Genomic DNA, 21,188 nt, shown 5'->3' with positions numbered 1-21,188 from the left:
CATTCACCTTGATACGCAACTATCAAAGCAGTCTTTCCATTGCTGGTAGACTTCTAATATTTTCATATTAGCGTAGACTATTTGTTCAACCTTAAAAAATTAAGGCTGTGAATATTTTTCTTCTGTCATTGATATAAAGCCGTGTCAATATATCTGCTTACAGTTTTACTTTCCTAGTTTTTTTTCTAGTTATCTTTTTTTAAAAGGGTGGCTCAACCACCTAGTCGTTGAACCTTCATCATAACTTAACTAGCCTTAGATGATTGGTAACTAAACACCCATTGTAATAGTTAAATACTATGTTATTGATTTTTTATATTTAACGTAACCTTAGGACTATATAAATAATCAGATGTCACATCTCAATAACTAATTAAATATATAGCTTTTATTTCACCATAGTTCATATTTAGATATTTTTTCTGCTTTCGCAACATTCACACTTACCGTTTCCAGTTATGTTGTAGTTATCTAATTCTTTAGGGTTTCCTAGTTTTAAATTCAAGCTATCTCAGCATTGCTACTGAAATAGGGGTTTTCTATACAATTATTAATATATATTTTTGTTTTTTATATATTTTTAATAACAGTTATCTATCCCATCAAATATCCATATTTTACGGTTTTTAACATCTCAAGGTCATTCCACTGATCTCCAAACGCCATCGCCTCATCAGCTGAAATCCCATACTGTTTCAACAATTCTCTAACAGCACCGCCTTTATTCACACCCTCATTCAAAATTTCCAAATAAGTCGGTTGTGAAAATACAAAGTACACTCCTTCAAATGATTTTTCCAACTCTTCCTTCAATTCCAACAACTTATCATTTGGAGCCAGTAACAATCCTTTCGTCGAATTTTTTCCAATAAAATCATCAAAATTTACCACTTCAAAAGGCATTCCTGTTTTCGCAGCATATTTTTCTCCTTCGCCACCATTTCTTTCAAAATACAATTTATCCTCATTGTACAAATTCAAGTGAATGTCCTTTTCTCTTGCCAACTTTATTATCTTTTCAACGATTTCTGGCTTAATTGCATTCTCATAAACAACTTCATCTGTCAATGGATTTACAATTCTTCCACCATTGTAAGTAATTACAGGATTTTTTATCCCAATTAATTCCAAATAACGTTTAGTACCAGAATAACTTCTTCCTGTTGCAACAAAAATTTTTATTCCTTTTTCTTCTAATTCATTTAATTTATTTTTCAGTTTGTCAGAAACTTTGTGTTCGCTCGTAAGAACCGTTCCATCCATATCCATGAATATTGCCTTGATACTCATAACTTCTCCTTATTCATCTTGATTTATTTTATCATCACAAAAATAACCAAAAAAAGACTTTATTTCAAATTTTTATTTACGTTCAATTTCAACAATTTCCTTCAAATTTTCCACAAAATAATCAATTTCATCTTTCGTCGTATCTTTGCAAATACTCACTCTGAATGATGAATTTAACTCGTCTACTGACAATCCCATTGCTTTTAATACGTGAGACGGCTCTTGAGCTCCCGACATACAAGCTGAACCACCACTAATAAAAATCCCTCTCATATCCAGTCCAATTAGCAATGTTTGAATATCACAGCCTTTTGCAGTTATATTTGTAATTGTTTCTACTCTTTTAGCATTTTCACCATTTATTTTAATATCTGAAATTTCATCTTTCAGTCGTTTTTCCAAATATTCATGAACTTCCTTTTCATTTTTCTGAATTTCATCAATATTTTTATAAATTTTTTCCAACACTATTCCTGTCCCTAAAATTCCTTGAACATTTTCAGTACCTGCTCTTCGGTTTCTTTCTTGTGCCCCTCCCCAAATTTCCTTCTCTATCTGAATTTTTTTATCTAAAAATACAAATCCTGATCCTTTTGGACCATGAAATTTATGAGAAGCCGCTGTTAATGCACCAATTTTTAATTCTTTTGGATTTATAATTTCTTTTCCAATCGCCTGAACCGCATCTGTATGGAAAAATATCCCTTTTTCTTCCAAAATCTCTCCAATTTCCTTAATCGGCTGTTTTACACCTGTTTCGTTATTCACGTACATCACAGACACCAAAGCAGTATTTTCTCTCAATGAATTTTTCAACTGCTCAACATTAACCGTCCCATTTTTATCCACATCAAGATATATGACTTCGTATCCTTCATTTTCCAATTGCTGAAATGTTTTCAAAACTGATGAATGCTCAATTTTTGTCGTAATAATATGATTTCCTTTATCTTTGTTTGCATTCAAAATCCCTCTTATCAAAAGATTATTCCCTTCAGCACCACCAGAAGTAAAAATTATCTCTTGCGTATCAACATTCAAAATTTCTGCAACAATTTTTCTTGCTTTTTCAATAATAGCTCTAGATTTTTGCCCAATTCTGTGAGTTGAAGATGGATTTCCAAAATCATTTTCATAAGATTTCATCATCGCTTCAATAACTTCTGGCAACATTTTCGTAGTCGCTGCATGATCTAAATATACTGTCTTCATTCTACTGTTATTTTCTCCTTTCTAAGAGGATTCAGTTGCCATTTTCAAAATCAGCTTTTATTTAAAAATTTTCTACAAAATCCTCTATTGATAAAACTTTTTCATTCATTCCCAATTCTCGCGCCAAATCACTAATATATGGCTGTTTTACCATACTTTTTTCAAGCGTTTCCAATTCCCAGAAAATATCTCTTTTGTCGCCATCTGCTATAATTTTACCATTTGTCATAACTATCACACGCTCAAAATTATTCACAACAAATTCCATATCATGCGTAATTGTAACAATCGTTTTCCCTCTCTTTTGCAATTCATCAATCAAATCATGCAAAATTTTCATTCCTTTAAAATCTTGCCCTGCAGTCGGTTCATCCATCACAATCACCTCAACATCCATCGCTATCACAGCCGCAATCGTAACAAATTTTCTCATCGAATATGGCAAATTATACGGATTTTCCTTTGAAAATTTTTCCAATTTTGTCAATTTCATTGCATCTTCCACTAATTTTTTTATTTTTTCCTCAGAAAACTTCAATTTTTTCGCACCAAAAGCAATTTCATCATAAACATTGTTATGAAAAATTTGATCCATCGGATTTTGAAAAACATACCCAACCTTTTTACTCATTTTTGCTACGGAATATTTTTGTGTGTTCCACTCATCGACAATTACATCACCACTAGTCGGTTTCAAAAGTCCATTTAACATTTTTACTAATGTCGTTTTCCCAGCTCCATTTTGTCCAATAATTGCTACTTTTTCTCCTTTTTCAACTTTAAAAGAAATATCATTAAGTACATTTTCAGTTCCATTAGGATATTTAAAATTCAAATTTTTTACAGTAATAAAACTCATAGTTTTGTCTCCTTTAAAAATTTTATTAAACAATTATCTTCAATAATTATTTTATTGTTCCAGCTCTTCTTTTTTCCTCTTCATGTATTCTGTAACTGTTCTAAAACTGAAAAAAACTCCAAATATTATAAAAGTTACTGATACTATTAATAAATTTTTATAAAAAAACAGTTGATTAAAAACTTCATTTAATGAATAAAAAAACTCTGCTGTAAATTTTGTTTTCTCAGTTGAACTTATAAAATATGCCAGTTCAATCACATTTCCAATATAAATTGTTATAATTGCTGGAATATATGCGAGAAAAAGAGCTGACAGCAATTCTTTATTTGACGGCTCTTTCTTTTCTTTTGGTGCAAATCTGCTTCTATTCTTATCCTTTTCATTTTCAAAATTTTTTTTATCATATCTGTTTAATCCATATGTCCAGCCACTACATATTCCTAAAAAAATCAGTGCTTCAAAAAAAGGTATGTATTTATTAACAAATATTTTAAAAAGGCAATATAGGCAATAAACAATTGTCATCACAAAAAATAACAAAATAATTCCTAATAAGCCTGACAAGCATCTTTTCATCAAAATTTCCCTTTCTCACTTTCCAAATTTTCTTATTTTCTAATAAAATTTAGGATATTTTTTATCAAAATTTTCTATTAAGTTTTTTAATAAAATTTCCTGACAAATTACTGTATTTTTAGCTTCAATTTCAAGAATCGTATTCTTTTTCAAATCACTTACTGTAATTGTGCCGATTTCAAATTCAATATTATAATTTTCCCAATCATAAATCTCATTATCAAATGTTACAGACTTATTTGATACTTGTATTTTGGGTGAATTTTCAAAAATCTGAGTCAATTTCTGCAATCCTTCTTCGCTTGAAAATAAGAATTTGTTTTTCACAAAACCTTGATTTTGAAATGGAAAAATCTCAACTCCACCATTTTCAATATTTTCTACTGCTTTTGAAAAATTCTTTTCTAAAAAACATTTTTGAAATACTGAAAATAAGTCATAATCATACCCGCTTCCATCTATCTTTTTCCAATTACCACCATCAGGTTTATACAAAATTTTAGAAAACTTCTTCATTTGAAATACTCTATTATCCTTAAAGAAAAAATATTTTAAATTTTCATAATACACTTTCTCTTTTTTGAAAATAAAATAATCATCATAAAATTCTATATTAGGAAATTTATTTTTATAGTAAAAAATAAATAATCCATTTAACAACATAAATAATATAAATAAGACTATTGAAGTTGAAACAGAAGATACGCTAAATCCTTTTTCTATTTCTTTTTTTACTGTGAAAAGCAACATTATATCCAAAAATATTAAAATTCCTAAAATTCGTATTCTCGGTTTGGAATAAAATATTGTCCAGTCTATTTTTATAATTTTTTTCAGTTTCCCTTCTTTCATAAAATTCCTTTCTCTTCCAGTAATTTTTGATAAATTTTAAAATTTTCATTTTTTCAATAATTCCACTGTCTTTTCCTTGGTTATCGGAATTTCTTCAAACTTTGCTTTTCCTGCCTTTTCAAGTTTATAAGCAAGCATCGAATACTGTGTCATTCCAATTCCCTTTTCTAATAAACTTTTATTATTTAAAACTTCACTAGCTTTTCCGCTCAAAATTATTTTTCCTTCATCCAAAACTACAATTTTTTCGGCATATTCTGCAATCAATTCCAATTTATGCTCCACTAAAATTATCGTTTTCCCTTTTTTAGCCATAATATTTATTATTTTGAAAATATCCTGTGTTCCTTTTGGATCAAGCTGTGAAGTTGGTTCATCAATTACTAATATTTCAGGATCCATTACAATGATTGAAGCTAATGCAACACGCTGCTTTTGACCTCCAGACATCTCTTGCGGATTTTTATCCTTCAAATGCTCTATTTCAAGTAATTTCAATGTTTCATTTACTCTTTTTATTATTTTTTCCTTTTCAACCGCAAGATTTTCCAAACCATAAGCAATTTCTTCAAAAACTGTATCTTTTACTCCGCTAATTTGTGTAAATGGATTTTGAAACACAAAACCAATTTTTGTCACAAGTTCTTTTGGACTAAAATTTTTCAAATTTTTCCCATCAACTACAATTTCTCCAGTCACTTCTCCCTTGTAAAAATCTGGCACAAATCTTCTCAGAGCATTACAAAGTGTCGTTTTTCCACTTCCATTTTTCCCAATAACTGCCCAAAACTCACCTTTTTCAATCTTCAAATTCAAATTTTCCAAAACATTCTTATCTTCCAGCGGATATTTATAACTAAAATTTTTTATTTCAATACCCATAAAATCCTCCAAGCAATACATAAAATTAAAAAAATCACAAGTATTATTTTTACAATTTTGTCATTTTTTGTCTCTTTTAATTCATTCAATATCGTTCTTTTTTCTCCTATTGAAAAACCTCTTGCTTCTAGTGTAATCGCTCTTTCCTCTGTATTTACAATCGAACCTAGCACAAGCGGAATAAATACAGGTAAAAGCGCTTTAAATCTAACGAAAACATTTCCTTCAGTTTCCACACCTCTTGAACGCTGTGAATCTAAGATTACACTTGCTTGTTTTCCCATTTCTGGTATCATTTGTAAAGTCAAAAGTAAAATGAACGCTATTTTAGGATTAATTCCTTTTTTTTCCAGTGCAGTTATAAAATCTTTTGCTGGCGTTATTAAAATAAGTAATGTAATTGGTGTTATAATAGCCCATAATTTTGATGTTACAGCAATTGCTTTCAATAGACCTTTTTTGTAAATTACAAAAATCCATATTTTTGCAAATACTTCATCTGATACAAATAATAAACTTTGAGCTAAAAATATTACTAAAGTCAATAAAAATAAACTTAAAAATGCTCTTTTAACATAAATTCCCAATTTTCCATATAAAAAGGCAAATATTCCACAAATTACAAAAAGTAAATATCCATAAATAGTGTAAGGAATGATAAATCCTGATATTATTAGTGTCAGAACTAAGTAAAACTTTGTCAGCGGATATAAATTTTTTAAAAAATTATTCATATTTTCTCCATTTTTCCCATTAAATTTTTTAAAGAGATAAATTCTCTATTTCAAAATACAATTTTTATTTTATATAATTTTCTCCATATTTGAATTTTATCAAATATCTATCTGACATACTTTTTGCAATTAAAACAGCAATAATTATTGTCAATGACTTGTCCATAATTTCTGACACAAAAGTTGCCGCTATTACAGAAAAAACTTCCCCAAATCCTAATTTTATTAAAGTTGATGCAACAACTCCAGTTCCATCTGGTGTAATTCCTTTATAAACCAAAAGTGTAATTACTGTATTTGCAATAACAGTTGTTATAGTTAGTGCCAATATTAACAATATAATTTTTACAACAATATTTTTTATTTTTAATTTTGTAAGATTTCCAATAACAACAGCAATAAGTATTCCAACTGGTAAAAATGCTAAATTCACTGGATTAAATCCACCTGTTGCAATACTCGTAATTACTGCAGTTACCGATCCTACCCATGGTCCTGCAATAAGACTTATAAATACTGTCCCAATAGCATCTAAAAATAATGGTAATTTTAGAGAACTTGCAATAAAAGAACCTGTAAAATTAATAGCTACCGCCACAGGTATTAACAATGTTGACATCAACGAAAAATCTTCTTTTAAACTTTTCATAACTATTCCTCCTAAATTTGGTTAAACCTAATTTTTTATAAGTTTTAACCTTAATAATTTTATTTAAATTCATTATATCACATTATTTACTTTTTTTCTAAAAAATGAGTGAAAAAATTTCAAAAAAAAAACTACTCTCAATTTTCATCAAAAGTAGTTTTCGTAAAATATTTTTATTTTTCAAATTTTAAGTTTTCAATAAAATCTCGATATACTGTTTAACTAAAGATATCTTTTCTGGACTCAATTTCATTAAATCTTTAATTGTTTCCTCAATATCTTTAACAGGAATCCCGTCTAATATTTCATAAAATAATTCCTCTTTTAATTCAGCCATATCTTTATCAGTATAGCCTATTATTTTAAATAATTTAAGATGATCAACTTCCAATATTTTTGAGATTTTTTTCAACAGAAGTGGATTAGTCATAGAATGTTTACCCGCTTCTAAATTAGACAAATAAGCTGGACTTATATTTAATCGTTCTGCCATTTCTCTTAATCCGATTTTTTTTTGTAACCTTTTATTTTTTATGTAATATCCAAGAGCTTCAACTAGATTTGGATTTGTTTTAATATCTTGACTATCTTGCATTTTACCCCTTACTATATAAACTTAAATTATCCTAATTATATAAGACATTTTATTATAGCATATTTCTCGAGAAATTTAAAACTTTATAAAAATAAATTTCTTAATCATTTTTTCTTTTGTCCATAATAAGCATTCGCTCCGTGTTTTCTCAAGAAATGTTTATCTAATAATTCTTGTTGCATAGAATTAACGTCTTTGTTTACTTGTTCAGTAAATAGTGCCATTTTTGATAATTCTTCAAGTACTACTGAGTTATGAACTGCTTCGTGAGCGTCTTTCCCCCAAGTAAATGGTCCATGACTTTGCACCAAAACTGCTGGAATCATATCAGGATCAATGTTTCTTTCTTTAAATGTTTCGATTACAACTGTTCCTGTTTCTTTTTCGTATTCTCCTGCAATTTCTTCTGGCGTCATTTTTCTTGTACAAGGGATTGGTCCGTAGAAATAGTCTCCGTGAGTAGTTCCGTAAGCTGGAATATCTCTACCTGCTTGAGCCCAAATTACTGCGTTTGTAGAATGTGTGTGAACAACTCCACCGATATTTGGAAATGCTTTATAAAATTCCAAGTGAGTTGGAGTATCTGATGATGGATTTAAGTCTCCTTCTACTACATTTCCATCCAAATCTACTACAACCATATCTTCTGCTTTCATTGTTTCATAATCAACACCACTTGGTTTAATTACTACTAGCCCTTTTTCCCTGTCAATAGCACTAACATTTCCCCAAGTAAATAACACTAATCCATGTTTTGGCAACTCTAAATTTGCTTTAAACACTTCTTCTTTTAATTTTTCCAACATCTTAAATAAATCCTCCCTCTTTCATTCTTTCAAGCATCCATTCTTTCGCCTTTTTCACTTCTGCAATTGGATCATCTGATTTTTCAGTCCACATTTCAATTAAAAATGGACCTTTGTAATTTAATTCTTTTAATTTCGCAAACACTTTTGGAAAATCAACACATCCTTCACCAAATGGAACTTCCTTGAATTTTCCAGGAAAAGTATCTGTCACAGCTAACGTATCCTTCAAATGAATACCTGTAATAACTGCTTCTTTCATTCCTAATTCCAATTCGTGTAAAGTGTTATTTTCTGGCCATGCTGTTAAGTTTCCAACATCTGGATACACTTTCAACCAAGGTGAATTAATTCTTTTATCAAATTCCATATATTTTGTAATTGAATTAATAAATGGGTGATCCATTATTTCAATCGACAAAGTTACATTATAAGAAGCCGCCCATTCAGTAGCCTTTCTCAAATTTTCCACAAAATATTTTTTTGTTTCAGCACTTCCTGTTTGTCCGTCTGGCTCGTAATAAACATCGTATCCTGCCATTTGAATTGTTCTTATTCCCATTTTATCTGCAAAAATTATTGCTTTTTCCATTAATTCCATCGCCTTTTTACGAGTTTCTGGATTAATACTTCCCATTGGGAATCTTCTGTGTCCACTAAAACACATTGATGGTATTCTAACGCCTGTATCGATTAACGCTTTATGTATTCTGTTAATTTCATCGTCAGACCAATCTAATCTTGCTAATCTTTCATCAGTTTCATCGATAGAAATTTCAACGAAATCGTATCCGCACTCTTTTACTAATTTTATTCTTTCGACCCAGTCAATATCTTTTGGGAGTGCTTTTTCATAAATTCCTAAATTCAATTTATCTAAATTTTTCATAACATCCCTCATTCTTTTTTTTATCATTATCCCCAAATTCTTGCAATTTCGTCTTTAAATGCTTGAGCTGCTGCTGCTGGATTTTCTGCTTCTGTAATTCCTCTTCCTGCGATGAAAGTGAATACATCTACACCTTTGAATAATTTCAATGTGTCAGTATTTAATCCCCCTGTTACAGAAACTCTGAATCCCATTTCGATTAATTTTTTAACTTTGTTCAAATCTTTTTCTCCCCAAGTTTCTCCTGCCAATAATGCATCTCTACTTTGGTGATAAATTGCTTGACTAATTCCTGCATCTAACCATTGTTGTGCTTGTTCATAAGTCCAATCTCCGTATAATTCAACTTGAATTTCACCTTTGTCTCCTCTTACTTCTTTTATTGCTTTTAAAGCTGCTTTCATTGTAGGAATTGTTGCACAACAAATACAAGTCATCCAGTCAGCTCCTCTTTCAGCGTTATTTTTAGCAACTGTTCCACCTGCATCGGCACATTTTGTATCAGCAACTATTGTTTTTTCTGGAAATAAGTTTCTCAATACTTCTACTAATTCACTTCCTACTTGTAATAAACAAACTGTTCCAGCTTCAATAACATCTACTACATCTCCTACTGAAACTGCCGCTTTTATTGCTCCTTTTAAATCTGAATGGTCTAATGCTACTTGTAATAATGGTCTTGCCATGATAATTTCCTCCTAAAACATTTGTTTTTCTATAAACTTATTATTCATCTATTATTTTTTTATAAATTTAATTAAAAATTTAAGCATTTACAGCGTCATTAATAATTTTATAAATATCTTCTGGTTTTTCTGCTGCTCTTATTTTATCGAATACATCTTCATCGTCAAATAACATAACAATTTGTGGAATTGCTTCTCCATTGTGAACATCTGCGTTTTCTGCTGCTAATCCTATTAAAATGTCCACTTCTTGTCCGTCATCGAAAACTACTGGTTCTTCTAAAGTTATAAAGCTAAATGCATTTCTATTTACACCTTTTTCAGGTCTTTCGTGTGGCATAGCAAGTCCTGGTGCCAATACGTAGAAAGGTCCTAATTCTTTCGTTCTTTCGATAATTGCATCTACATATTCTCTTTTAACTGCTCCACTTTTAACCAATGGTTTCATACAAATCTCAATAGCTTCTTGCCATGTTTTTGCACTTTGTCTTAATGATACTGAATCATTTTCAAGTAATGCTTGTTTCAAAGTCATAATCGTTTCCTCCATCAATCTTTTTAATAATTAGAGAGCTGCCTCAAATTTATTTAAGACAGCTTCTTCAAATCTTATTTTACAATTCCTTTTTCTCTTAATTTAGCTTCTAATTCTTTGCTATCAAGTAAATTTTGAAGTCCAATTATTTTTGTGTTTGGTCCTGCTTTTAATTCAGGTACAATATGAGTTGACGCTAATACCAAATCATAATTAGAAAGTCCTGATTTTGCTTCTCCTAAACTACATGAATTTACATCTGCTTGTATTCCTAATTTTTGTAACAATTGACTAACTTTTAATTTCATAATCATACTTGTTCCCATTCCACTTCCACACACTGCTAATACTTTCATTTAACTCACTTCTCTTTCTTAAAGTTTTTATTTCTTTACGAAATACACCTTATTTTATTCTCTTATCTTATAATTTTTTATTATTTTTAACTTTTTCTTACATTATTTGAATTTTTAATATTCTTCATCTTCCAATTCAACTAATCCTTCAAAATATGTATCTGCATCTTTTGCTCTTCTAAATTGTAATTGTGGGATAATTAACATTGTAATAATTACGATTGCATAACCTATATATCCTAAATATTTCATGAATCCACCTTGTACTAACCAAATTGTACTTTGGTCAATATTTCCGTGCCATCCACCTAAACCTTTCATTTGGAAGATTGAAACGGCTACAGCACCTAACACTACTTGCAAGAATCCTGACAATGCTGATAAAATCAATGCTGCTCTAGCTCCACCACGTTTTTCAGCATAAACTGCAATTGTCGCATTATCGAAGAATACTGGAACGAATCCTGTTATAATGAATACTGGTGATTTGAATACCAATAATCCAAAGATTGCTATAAATTGAGCGATTAATCCTGCTAAGAACCCAAATAATACTGCACTTGGAGATCCAAATCCATAAGAAGCCGCACAGTCAACTGCTGGGAATGAACCAGGCAAGATTTTGTTTGAGATTCCTTGGAATGATGTAGTCAATTCAGATACGAACATTCTAACCCCTGTTTTCAATATTGTTAAGTAAACTGCAAATGATAATGTTGTTGAAATTACGTAAGTTCCAAACCATTCTTTTTTACCATCAAATGCACTAACCATAGGGTTAGGAGAAACTCCGTTAGGATTTTTAATAGGACAAATTTGTTTTCCAGCTTCAACTACACATTTTCCTAATTTTGCTGTGAAGAAATCAGGTCCTAACAATAACATAATCGCACCGAAGAATACAATCATAATCAATCCTGTTGAAATAATATCGTCATGTAATATTGATAACCATTTTGGTAATTTAATATCGTCTAATTTTTTCTTAGGATTCCCAATTTTTGGAGCTACTTTATCTACAAACCAAATTGCAAACATTTGTTGGTGACCTATTGCAAATCCTGCATTTCCTGTCAATCTTTGAGTAGGTTCAACTGTTAAGTTTGTTGCTACTGACCAGTAAACTCCCGCAAAAACTCCTGCTAATAAAACTGCTAATCCAGGATTAGCTTTATTTGTTAATACATAGCTTATTACTGCAATCCATAAAGCTGTTGATGCTTGTTGTTGCATAATGTGTCCTGTTATAAATAATGTTCTCAATTTTGTATATTTTCTTAATAAAACTAAAATAATGTTTACGATAAATCCAATCAATAATACCATCATTGTATTATCAACTAAATTGTGTTTTTTCAATCCTTCTGTTACCGCTTGTAATCCGAAATATGGATCGATTACCGCTGCATCTAAATTGAATTTTGTTTTTAATGCTGCCAAGATAGGTCTAAATGTAACAACTAACCCTGCTGCACCAACGTTTAATATCATGTATCCAACTGTCCCTTTTATAAATCCACCGACAGCTTCATATATTTTTTTCCCTAAAAATAAATATCCTACAAATACCAATAACCCAACAAAGAACTGTGGTTTTGTCAAAATATTATTGGCAAAAAATGTTCCTATAGTATAAAGTATATTCATGTCTTTCTCCCTCTCGCTTTATATCTGTTTTATATAAAACCTTCTAATTATAAAACATCCCTATGATTAGAGTTTCGCTAAATTTATCAGTTAATAGACTAACCATAAGGATTTATTTTACTTAACTCTTTTTAATTATAATATTGATTTGAATTGAACATTTGGTTCATGTTCGAAACAATCATCGAATCCTCTTGGGTGATGATATTCAATTAAGTTTTTATCTTGCGGATAAACATATTTTCCACCAACTTCCCAAATGAATGGATGGAATTTATATTGTAATCTGTCTTTTCTCATTCTCCACAATGCTAAGATTTCATCTGTACTTGCCATGAAGTTTGTCCAAATATCGTGGTGAACTGGAATAATAACATTTGTTCTTAAGCATTCAGCCATTCTTAGTAAATCGACAGAAGTCATTTTATCAGCTATTCCTACTGGATTTTCTCCATAGTTGTTTAATGCAACATCGATATCAAATTGTTTTCCATGTTTTGCAAAGTTAATTGAATAATGAGAATCTGCTCCGTGATAAATTGTTCCTCCTGGAGTTTCAAATACATAGTTTACTGCTTTTCTTCCCATTTCTTCATCTGAAGGACATAATCCGTGTAATTCTCCACCTTGTTCTTCAGCACCTTCTACAGGCAATGTTACTAAACAAGTTCTATCAAATGAATCTAATGCGTGAATTTTAACGTCTTTCAATTCGATTGTATCTCCTGGTTTAACAGTGATAATTCTATCTTCAGGTACTCCCCATTCTTTCCAAAGTCTAGCACAATGCCAAGGTCCTACAAATTTAACATGATTTAATTTAGGATTATTAACTACTGCTGCTGCTACATTTGGATCAATGTGGTCACTGTGATAATGTGATACTAACACATAATCTAACTCATTGATTGCAAATGGATCTAATACCATAGGTTGTGCTCTCAAATTTGGTTGTAATTTTCTAACTCCAGCCATATTAGCCATTTGGTGTCCTCTTACCATATCTTTAACTTTTTTAGTGTTTTTCCCTCTTCCACACCACAAGTCCATACAAATGTTTGCTCCACCAGGAGTTTTAATCCAAACACCAACGCATCCTAACCACCACATCGCAAAGTTTCCTTCAGGTACAACTTCATTTTCAATTTCTTCATTTAACCAAGTCCCCCATTCTGGGAATGTTGATAAAATCCAACTTTCTCTAGTAATTTCACTCACTTTACTCATAATCGATTCCTCCTAAAAATTGCTTTAAGTATTATATATTTTTTGTTTACTATTTGCTAACAATAATTTATACCCCACTTTTTTAAAAAGTCAATACTTTTTGTGAAAAATTTTGTTTTATTTTTTTATTACGGTTTTATGGGTATCATAGAATATTGAAAAAATTTAACTCTTTATATTTTTTAGTGTTAACAATTAAAAAACAAATTTATATTATTACAATAATTATTTGATTTTCAAAAATAAAAACACCTCTTTTAAAATTATCAAATATATCAGTAAATAGTTTAAAAAAATATGAATTTAATTTCCCTATAAACAAAAAAAGAACAGCAACTCACTGTTACTGCTCTTTTTTATTTCTATTTTTTAACAATTTCAGAATTAGTAAATCGCTCTAAATCCGATTCCACCTCTAATGTTTTCACCTTTAGTGTCGTATCCAGCATTTACTGTTACTCCAAATCTTGTGTTATCAATTCCGATGTTAAGATCGAATTTACCGTTTCCTTTTCTGTTTTCTTTTTCGTTTCTTAAGTTGTACCAATCAGCCGTTGTATATCTTACTCTTGCTTGATTTAATCTGTTTAATTTTCCAAGTTCGTTTTCATATGCTGCTGAAAGTCCTACTGATAATTGAGTTCTTACTGCCAATGGTTGAACATATTTGAATTCTGCTCCAATTTCTGGTTTTACTGAGAAGTAGTCGTTTCCTTTTACTTCCAAGTTCATTTCTCCTCTGTCTTCATTTACATCTGTAAATCTTCCATATTCCATTTTTAAGGCTCCATAAGGTCTCAAATGTGTTCTTTCGCTTAATCTAATATCGTAACCTAAGTCAGTTTTGAACGCTGCTCCATAAGTGTAATAATCACCTTTTGATTCAAATGTATCGTCTACTACCCAGAATTTACGACGCATATTGTTGATTCCTCCAAACACATCTCCTGCAACTGTCCATCTTAATGAACCGTTATGATCGTTGTAAGGTGACATTGTTTTGAAGATTCCTGCTTTTATCATAGTATCTTGTTCTGTAGATTTTCCTAAATCTTTAAATTTGAATCTATTTGTAACAGCTCCTGCGTACCAACCTGAACTATTTCCCAATTTAACAGTTTCATCTTCATGTACGTAAGCTACTCCGTAAGCATTGCTATCGTAATCAATTACTCCTGCTGTATCAGTGTTATACTCGTCTTTTTGACCGAATACTTTTATCTTGTTATTTTGTTTAGAAGGATTTCTCCATTCATCGTGTAGATATTTAAACTCTTTATCCAAAGCGTTTCCTGTTTCATATATTCTTTGTTGAGTGTTTGAATATTCGTAACCTTTCATTTCGTTTACAGCTTGAGCGAAAATATGTGATTCTCCTTTTCCTAAACTGTTCAACTTATTGAAAATTTGTTTTTCTCTTGAGTGAATTCCTTCAACTCCGTATCTTTGTTCCAATCCATCCAAGAAATGTTCTGTGTCAACATCATTTTTACTTGCAAAGTCTGTATACGGAATTTTAACCATGTATACTGTTTTTATTGGTGCTGCTACATTTCCTGATTCTACTGGTTGTGCTAACCAAGTTAAACTTGCTGAATTTACATTCAAGTCAACTCCTGTCGATACTACACTTGACAATGCGTCATTATATGGTTTTAAAATATTATCTCCAATTTGGATTGCTTTTGCATTTAAGTATTTAGTAACTTCTGTACCCATGATTAAATCTACATCTGTCAATCCTGATAAATTGCTTAATCCTTGGATTGGTTGTGTATAATTTATTCCTGAAGTATCTACATACATTCCAATGCTTGAAATTTCTGCATTTGAATCAGTGTGATCGTGATCCATTTGTTCTACTGCTAGATTTAATTTTGTTACTCCTGATAAATCTGTAATCAATACTTCTGGTGCTTGTGGTGAAGCAATATTTGTATCAACTTTTGTAGGTGCTACATCCACACCGTCTATTGAAATTGAAACTGCACTTGGCAATGATGCAGGCGGAACTTTTACTGATGCTTTTCCAACTGTTTTTCTATCTGTAGCAGTTCCTTCTACGTATGGTCTTGTTGAAATATTTCCAGTTCCATTTTCTTCATAAGGTACATATTTTGAACTTGTTTCATCTCCTCTAAACGCATACACTCCAATATTTTTAGCACCTTGAATATTAATTGTTCCATAGTTTTTAATTACTCCACCATTTGTTACAACTACCCCTTTGATTCCTTTTCCATTCGCAGTCGGCGTTGTTTGAATAGTTCCGTAATTTTCTCCAACCGCATGTCTATCAATATACATTCCAGTTGTATTATTACCACTCAAGTTAATAGTTCCTCTGTTAATCGCTTTTGAGCCAGTTCCAACAGCATACATTCCCACACTGTTATCGTCTGAAACATTGATAGTTCCAACATTTTCAATTGTTCCAATATTTAATTCAGCTTTTGTAGCTTCGTCATAATATCCAGTTGCCATACCAATTCCGTATTCTTTGTTAGTTACATTACTTGGACCAACTGTAATTGTTCCATGGTTTCTACCCATTCCTTGTGTTGAGTAAACTCCTATATTTCCAACTCCTGAAGTTAAGTTAATATCTCCATAGTTTTCTGAATCTTGCGAAGAATAAATACCGTATCCATTATTCTTATCCATTACAATATTTGAATGATTGATAATTTTTCCACCTAAACTTTGTGGTGCTGCTGAATAAACGTAAACTGATTTTTCTCCAACATGTACATCATTTGGTGTTGGATTTATTGTCAAGTCTGTCTTAGCATTTGTAGCTGTTATCAAATATCCAAACGAATCTGTATCTCCTACTTTCATATCAACAGCTGATGTTACTGTTGTTGGTTGTGGATTTTTACTATCGTCTGCAATGTAAACTCCAACTGCATTGTTATTTGCAACTGTAACTTTTCCTGAATTAAGATTTACAGTAGGCCCTGTTGAATAAACTCCAACTCCATCGTCTGCAACGTTAATTTCTCCACCATTCATGTTTACTTTTTTACCATAAATACCGTAAGAAGATTGTCCAACATTGATTTTTCCTGTATTCGTAATAGTTGAATCTTGATCGTCAATGTACATTCCAATTGATTCATTTCCAGCAGAAGTTGCTACAACATTGATTTCTCCATTATTTGTTAAATCAGAATCTTTTGTTCCATACATACCAACTGATTTTGTTCCATTTACATAAATTTTACCAGTTGTATCATTTGTAACTGTACCGTTATCTGCTCCCATTCCTACTGCACTATTGTTTCCATTCATTGTAATAGTACCTCTATTTACAGCAACAAGATCAGATTTAGCTCTATTGTATGTAGCTGTTACACTAGAGTCCTTACTATTATTTTTTACAAACATTCCAACTGCACCGTCATTATCCATTGTAATTGCACCTGTCACTGAATTTTCAATATTAATTTTACCAAAATCAGCTTTATTTGTAGCACTTGCATAATAAGGTTCAGTAGTTGGATCTACAGCTAAACCTGTAGCATGATCTATTCTATATGAAAGTCCCAAAATTCCTATTGATTTATTACCACCAACATTTACTGCTCCATCATTTACAATATTCGTATTATTTGTTCCATATATTCCAATTGCTTTGTCATTAGGTCCGTTTACTGTACCTTTTTCAACATTTATTGTTCCACCATTATAGTTATTAATTTGACCATAATCTACATAAAGTCCAATTCCACCTTGTCCACTATCTGTTCTATCAACAACAATATCACCTTTATTTCCAATTTTTGTTGTCGAATTATTAGTAGAGTTTGCACTTCCAGTTACTGCAAGACCTACAGGAAGGCTAGTTCCAGTCGCTTGTGACTGTGCTGTGTTCAATTCTGCTTTCACCGAAGCACCTGATTCAACGTTTACTCTTGAATTTTGGTACAAGAATCTTTTCGAGAATACTTCACTGTCTGAATCTGTTGTACTATCTGCTTTATCAACAACTGATTTAATATTAATTTCAGCATTGTCTACCACTGCATATTTATGTTTTCCAGTTGCTCCTGATCCCGCTACTGGTGTAATTGTTCCTACTCCTGCACCTAACAATTGCGTTTTCAAAGGCGTTCCTGAACTATCAACATCAACTGTTACTATACCTGTAGCAGAATTCCGTAAATCAGCAATTATTACATCATCTGATTTTACATCTATGTTAGTTCCTGTAAGAACTACAGAAGGTGTTGCTAATCCTTGGTCTTTTACATATCCAACAGCTTTTCCTCCCAGTACTAACTTACCATTTGTTAATTTAATTTCTCCCGCAACAGGTGGCGTTGCAATAGATGTACTTGAGTCAGTACCTGCATATAATGCATATCCTTCTCCACTATATTCAACTTGTGAGTGATCTAAATCTACTTTCCCTCCATTTAACGCAGCTATTGCTGTAGAAGCATTCGTTACATTTATTGAATTATATTTTGCACTAATATTCCCATTATTATTTGCAAACAATCCAAATCCCATATGTTTAGTACCATTCATTCCACCTTCTATTGAAATATTAGCTGCTGTTGGTATTACTGTTCTGTCTATTGTTATAGTCGCTCCATTATTCGCATATGCAGCCCCAACATTATCATCTGGACGACTAGGAGTAGCTTCGTATCTTGATCCAGAAATATTTACTCCTGTAGTTGTTGAAGATGAATTAGTTGCTGAACTATTAACTTTTACAGTCGAATGATCATCTGCTACAATTGCTATTGAGTTTGTAGCACCTATTGACTTAACTTCATTTACTTCAACCGAATTTGAAACAGTATTTGTACTATTTTTTCCAACTGCTACAATTGCTCTATTTCCTCTATCTGAATTATCAGAAGCTCCAGTTATTGTTACAACGTCTCCAATTACTTTACCATCTGTCTGGTGAGTAGGATTTCCTGATGATGAATCTCTACTTCCACCAACTAAAACTCCTATATTACCCGTACTATTTTTACCTGATAAATTGATACTTCCTTTACCAAGTTTATATATAGCCTCATTTCCAGTAAGAACTCCGATATTTTGGTCTGTATTTCCAAAAATATTAATTTGGTGTCCGAATTTATTTATTCCTGTTGTTGTACTAACAGAGTCTTTACTGAAGTCTATATTGTAGTTTGAGAATATACCAAAACTTTTTTCAATTTTAGGGTTAGTGCTACTTCCATTTAAATCAAATGTATCTGGTGTTCCTTCTGTTGAATGTTCATCGATAGTACCTGGATTACTTATTGAAATTGTATTTTTTGAAGTATATTGTTGATTTCCAGTATCACTTGAATCTCCTATATTAACTGCAAAGTTTCCGTAAACTACTGAATCTCCGTTAGCATTGCTCGCTCTTTTGATTGAAGTATTTTTACCAACTTCGCTTGCATCAAATGTATTTCTGTCACTAAAATCTGGTGTCCCTGCAAAATTTTTATCAGATGTATCGTTAATTACTTTTTCAATATATAACCCAATACTATTATCTCCATATAAAGTCATTGGAGAAAAATTTCCTGCACTTGTTTGTGTATCAGAAAAATCTAAATTCAATTGTTTAACATAATTCGGTGTTTTAATATAAACCCCAACAGAATTTTCACCATATTCTTTTATCTGTCCATCTCTATTAATTATACTAATATCTCTTCTTGCTGTAGTATTCCCTGTTCTTTCATATGGATCAGGATTTATAAAAAATACTGCAGATTTTTTATTATACATTTTTATTTCTCCAGAGTTATACAAAAGCTGTGGAATTCCGTTAACTCCACCAGTCTGTCCATTTTTTGCATATACTTCTGCAGATACTAAAAATACTGATGAATCAGAACCTAATTTATTTCCACCTTCATTTAGCGGATGTACAATTATATTTCCTGCATTTATAACTGCTGCCATTGTTTTTCCATTTCCAATAGTAAAACCATCTGTATGATCATAACTGTTTGAAAAAGTTACATTTGAACCTTCGACAACAGTAGTTCCTCTATTTATAAAAGTTTGTGAACGTTCCATCCCTTTTGCAGAAGCAATATTTTTAAAATCCGACCATGCACTTGTAACTTTTGCTTGTTTATCACTTGGTAATTTATTTATAATATTTGATACTCTTGTATCTTCACTATTTGCACCTGTTATTGGTTGAGCACCATGTGTATCTAAATGAACTAATTCTTTTACTACTCCTTCATAGTTCTTAGTAGTGCTATATCCTGTAAGAGAAGCTCCTTTTCTTGTATACATAATATCTGCATTATTAATCATTGTAGAACTTTTTCTATTGTATGAAGCCATTTTTAAAAATCCTGTTTTCCCTGAAGCTGTCGCAAGCATTCTCGAAATAGGAGTAGATAATCTTCCTCCATTTGCTGCAAGAGAACTAACTCCTGAATAATTTGTATTAGATACTGCATCAGATACATTATATGGATCATAATCTTTATATCCATAAGTCCAGTTTTCAGCATGTCGCCATTTATTCCCTAAAAATCCAGCAAAATTAGTATTACCAAGAGAAGTAAGTTCTGTCGCAAAATTTCCACCTAATAATGAAACACCTTCAATTAACCCATCACCAGGAACTGTTTTTTCAAAATAATCATCATTTCCATTTCCGAAAGATTCCCCAACCAAACCAAAAGTCGGTGGTGTAAAAGTTACTGATGTACTAACAACTGGTGCTGATGGTGGTGTAACTGTTCTTGGTGTAAACGAAGGTAAGTCACTAATATCAACTGCCATTGAAACATTTGCTGTTTTTATTCTTGGAATCAATGGTTGAAGTGATGCTGATACTGGAATTACTGCGTTTGGTTCCTGTTTCAATCCAAGTTCTGTTGTATTTCCGTAACCGTATGCTTTGTTTGGATTTGTGTTGTATTTGTATTTTGATAATGTTTTGTCTCTTTCGTATTTCACATCAGGAGTTTTGTCTCCACGACCTTTGTATTTTCCTTGCCAATCGTTGTAAATTCCATTTATTCCATATTGCCAAGAGCTCCAAGGTGATTTTACTACGTGGTCTCCTTGCTCCATTAATTGTATTAACTCTAAGTTATAATCTTTCATTAATTTATCATTTTCAGATTTCACCCTTTTAAATTGCTGATGCATATCTGATATCGATGTATTAATTACTTTTTTCTGCGTTTCGATTTCATCTTGAGCTGCATGAGCATTCAATGTAACACCTAGCTCTACTGTCCCAGTCAATAAAAAAGTAATAAGTGCAGAATCTGTATATTTAAAATCTTTTACTTTTTTTGCAAAAGATTTCAATTCTTTCTTTAAAACCCTTAAATTATTTGTCATTTTCATTCTCTCCTTTTAATTTTCTTTTAATCTAAAACAATACACA

General features: G+C 31.2%; 17 protein-coding genes. All 17 read right to left on the bottom strand.

Annotated features, from left to right (window positions below; translation table 11 throughout):
- Nucleotides 1-594 precede the first annotated feature (594 nt).
- Nucleotides 595-1,290 carry a Cof-type HAD-IIB family hydrolase gene (locus J4863_RS00950; RefSeq protein WP_211618586.1) on the bottom strand — a complete coding sequence of 232 codons (696 nt, stop codon included), beginning with the start codon at nt 1,288-1,290 and terminating at the stop codon, nt 595-597.
- A 72-nt stretch (nt 1,291-1,362) separates the two neighbouring features.
- On the bottom strand, nt 1,363-2,502 hold the full coding sequence (locus tag J4863_RS00945; protein WP_211618584.1) for a cysteine desulfurase family protein: 1,140 nt from the start codon (nt 2,500-2,502) through the stop codon (nt 1,363-1,365).
- Between the two features lie 61 nt (nt 2,503-2,563).
- Nucleotides 2,564-3,361 carry an energy-coupling factor ABC transporter ATP-binding protein gene (locus J4863_RS00940; protein ID WP_211618582.1) on the bottom strand — a complete coding sequence of 266 codons (798 nt, stop codon included), beginning with the start codon at nt 3,359-3,361 and terminating at the stop codon, nt 2,564-2,566.
- 51 nt (nt 3,362-3,412) lie between these two features.
- Nucleotides 3,413-3,940, bottom strand: a complete 528-nt coding sequence (locus J4863_RS00935; RefSeq protein ID WP_211618580.1) for a hypothetical protein — start codon at nt 3,938-3,940, stop codon at nt 3,413-3,415.
- Nucleotides 3,941-3,979: 39 nt separating this feature from the next.
- Complete coding sequence (locus tag J4863_RS00930) at nt 3,980-4,792, bottom strand: hypothetical protein (RefSeq protein ID WP_211618579.1); 813 nt, start codon at nt 4,790-4,792, stop codon at nt 3,980-3,982.
- A gap of 45 nt (nt 4,793-4,837) precedes the next feature.
- Nucleotides 4,838-5,674 carry an energy-coupling factor ABC transporter ATP-binding protein gene (locus J4863_RS00925; protein ID WP_211618578.1) on the bottom strand — a complete coding sequence of 279 codons (837 nt, stop codon included), beginning with the start codon at nt 5,672-5,674 and terminating at the stop codon, nt 4,838-4,840.
- A complete protein-coding gene (locus J4863_RS00920; RefSeq protein WP_211618577.1) occupies nt 5,659-6,408 on the bottom strand; it encodes an energy-coupling factor transporter transmembrane component T in 750 nt (249 codons plus the stop codon). Before J4863_RS00920 ends, J4863_RS00925 begins: the two co-directional genes overlap by 16 nt.
- A gap of 64 nt (nt 6,409-6,472) precedes the next feature.
- Nucleotides 6,473-7,057, bottom strand: a complete 585-nt coding sequence (locus J4863_RS00915) for an ECF transporter S component (RefSeq protein ID WP_211618576.1) — start codon at nt 7,055-7,057, stop codon at nt 6,473-6,475.
- Between the two features lie 187 nt (nt 7,058-7,244).
- Nucleotides 7,245-7,652: a helix-turn-helix domain-containing protein gene (locus J4863_RS00910; protein ID WP_211618575.1), complete on the bottom strand. Its 408-nt coding sequence runs from the start codon at nt 7,650-7,652 to the stop codon at nt 7,245-7,247.
- 104 nt (nt 7,653-7,756) lie between these two features.
- Entirely contained in the window at nt 7,757-8,458 is a 702-nt protein-coding gene (gene araD / locus J4863_RS00905) for an L-ribulose-5-phosphate 4-epimerase (RefSeq protein ID WP_305798608.1), read from the bottom strand.
- A gap of 1 nt (nt 8,459) precedes the next feature.
- Nucleotides 8,460-9,347 carry an L-ribulose-5-phosphate 3-epimerase gene (locus tag J4863_RS00900; RefSeq protein ID WP_211618574.1) on the bottom strand — a complete coding sequence of 296 codons (888 nt, stop codon included), beginning with the start codon at nt 9,345-9,347 and terminating at the stop codon, nt 8,460-8,462.
- 26 nt (nt 9,348-9,373) lie between these two features.
- Nucleotides 9,374-10,033, bottom strand: coding sequence for a 3-keto-L-gulonate-6-phosphate decarboxylase UlaD (locus tag J4863_RS00895; RefSeq protein WP_211618573.1), 660 nt, complete (start codon nt 10,031-10,033; stop codon nt 9,374-9,376).
- A 79-nt stretch (nt 10,034-10,112) separates the two neighbouring features.
- Nucleotides 10,113-10,568, bottom strand: a complete 456-nt coding sequence (locus J4863_RS00890; RefSeq protein WP_211618572.1) for a PTS sugar transporter subunit IIA — start codon at nt 10,566-10,568, stop codon at nt 10,113-10,115.
- 74 nt (nt 10,569-10,642) lie between these two features.
- A complete protein-coding gene (locus J4863_RS00885; protein WP_211618571.1) occupies nt 10,643-10,924 on the bottom strand; it encodes a PTS sugar transporter subunit IIB in 282 nt (93 codons plus the stop codon).
- Between the two features lie 114 nt (nt 10,925-11,038).
- Nucleotides 11,039-12,571, bottom strand: coding sequence for a PTS ascorbate transporter subunit IIC (locus J4863_RS00880; RefSeq protein ID WP_211618570.1), 1,533 nt, complete (start codon nt 12,569-12,571; stop codon nt 11,039-11,041).
- Nucleotides 12,572-12,706: 135 nt separating this feature from the next.
- The gene (ulaG, locus tag J4863_RS00875; protein ID WP_211618569.1) at nt 12,707-13,798 is read right to left on the bottom strand and encodes an L-ascorbate 6-phosphate lactonase; all 1,092 of its coding nucleotides are present in this window, start codon (nt 13,796-13,798) and stop codon (nt 12,707-12,709) included.
- A 384-nt stretch (nt 13,799-14,182) separates the two neighbouring features.
- Nucleotides 14,183-21,142, bottom strand: coding sequence for an autotransporter-associated N-terminal domain-containing protein (locus J4863_RS00870; RefSeq protein WP_211618568.1), 6,960 nt, complete (start codon nt 21,140-21,142; stop codon nt 14,183-14,185).
- Between the last annotated feature and the right edge of the window lie 46 nt (nt 21,143-21,188).

It is taken from the genome of Leptotrichia sp. oral taxon 221 (genome assembly GCF_018128245.1).
GTDB lineage: Bacteria > Fusobacteriota > Fusobacteriia > Fusobacteriales > Leptotrichiaceae > JABCPH02.
This window is presented reverse-complemented; position numbering and strand designations above follow the sequence as displayed.

Excerpts from the sequence above, each read along its gene's own strand:
- J4863_RS00945 (WP_211618584.1), bottom strand. The coding sequence starts at position 2,502 with ATGAAGACAGTATATTTAGATCATGCAGCGACTACGAAAATGTTGCCA.
- J4863_RS00900 (WP_211618574.1), bottom strand. The coding sequence starts at position 9,347 with ATGAAAAATTTAGATAAATTGAATTTAGGAATTTATGAAAAAGCACTC.
- J4863_RS00920 (WP_211618577.1), bottom strand. The coding sequence starts at position 6,408 with ATGAATAATTTTTTAAAAAATTTATATCCGCTGACAAAGTTTTACTTA.
- J4863_RS00930 (WP_211618579.1), bottom strand. The coding sequence starts at position 4,792 with ATGAAAGAAGGGAAACTGAAAAAAATTATAAAAATAGACTGGACAATA.
- J4863_RS00890 (WP_211618572.1), bottom strand. The coding sequence starts at position 10,568 with ATGACTTTGAAACAAGCATTACTTGAAAATGATTCAGTATCATTAAGA.
- J4863_RS00870 (WP_211618568.1), bottom strand. The coding sequence starts at position 21,142 with ATGACAAATAATTTAAGGGTTTTAAAGAAAGAATTGAAATCTTTTGCA.
- J4863_RS00950 (WP_211618586.1), bottom strand. The coding sequence starts at position 1,290 with ATGAGTATCAAGGCAATATTCATGGATATGGATGGAACGGTTCTTACG.
- J4863_RS00880 (WP_211618570.1), bottom strand. The coding sequence starts at position 12,571 with ATGAATATACTTTATACTATAGGAACATTTTTTGCCAATAATATTTTG.
- J4863_RS00935 (WP_211618580.1), bottom strand. The coding sequence starts at position 3,940 with ATGAAAAGATGCTTGTCAGGCTTATTAGGAATTATTTTGTTATTTTTT.
- J4863_RS00940 (WP_211618582.1), bottom strand. The coding sequence starts at position 3,361 with ATGAGTTTTATTACTGTAAAAAATTTGAATTTTAAATATCCTAATGGA.
- J4863_RS00885 (WP_211618571.1), bottom strand. The coding sequence starts at position 10,924 with ATGAAAGTATTAGCAGTGTGTGGAAGTGGAATGGGAACAAGTATGATT.
- araD (WP_305798608.1), bottom strand. The coding sequence starts at position 8,458 with ATGTTGGAAAAATTAAAAGAAGAAGTGTTTAAAGCAAATTTAGAGTTG.
- J4863_RS00915 (WP_211618576.1), bottom strand. The coding sequence starts at position 7,057 with ATGAAAAGTTTAAAAGAAGATTTTTCGTTGATGTCAACATTGTTAATA.
- J4863_RS00895 (WP_211618573.1), bottom strand. The coding sequence starts at position 10,033 with ATGGCAAGACCATTATTACAAGTAGCATTAGACCATTCAGATTTAAAA.
- J4863_RS00925 (WP_211618578.1), bottom strand. The coding sequence starts at position 5,674 with ATGGGTATTGAAATAAAAAATTTTAGTTATAAATATCCGCTGGAAGAT.
- J4863_RS00910 (WP_211618575.1), bottom strand. The coding sequence starts at position 7,652 with ATGCAAGATAGTCAAGATATTAAAACAAATCCAAATCTAGTTGAAGCT.
- ulaG (WP_211618569.1), bottom strand. The coding sequence starts at position 13,798 with ATGAGTAAAGTGAGTGAAATTACTAGAGAAAGTTGGATTTTATCAACA.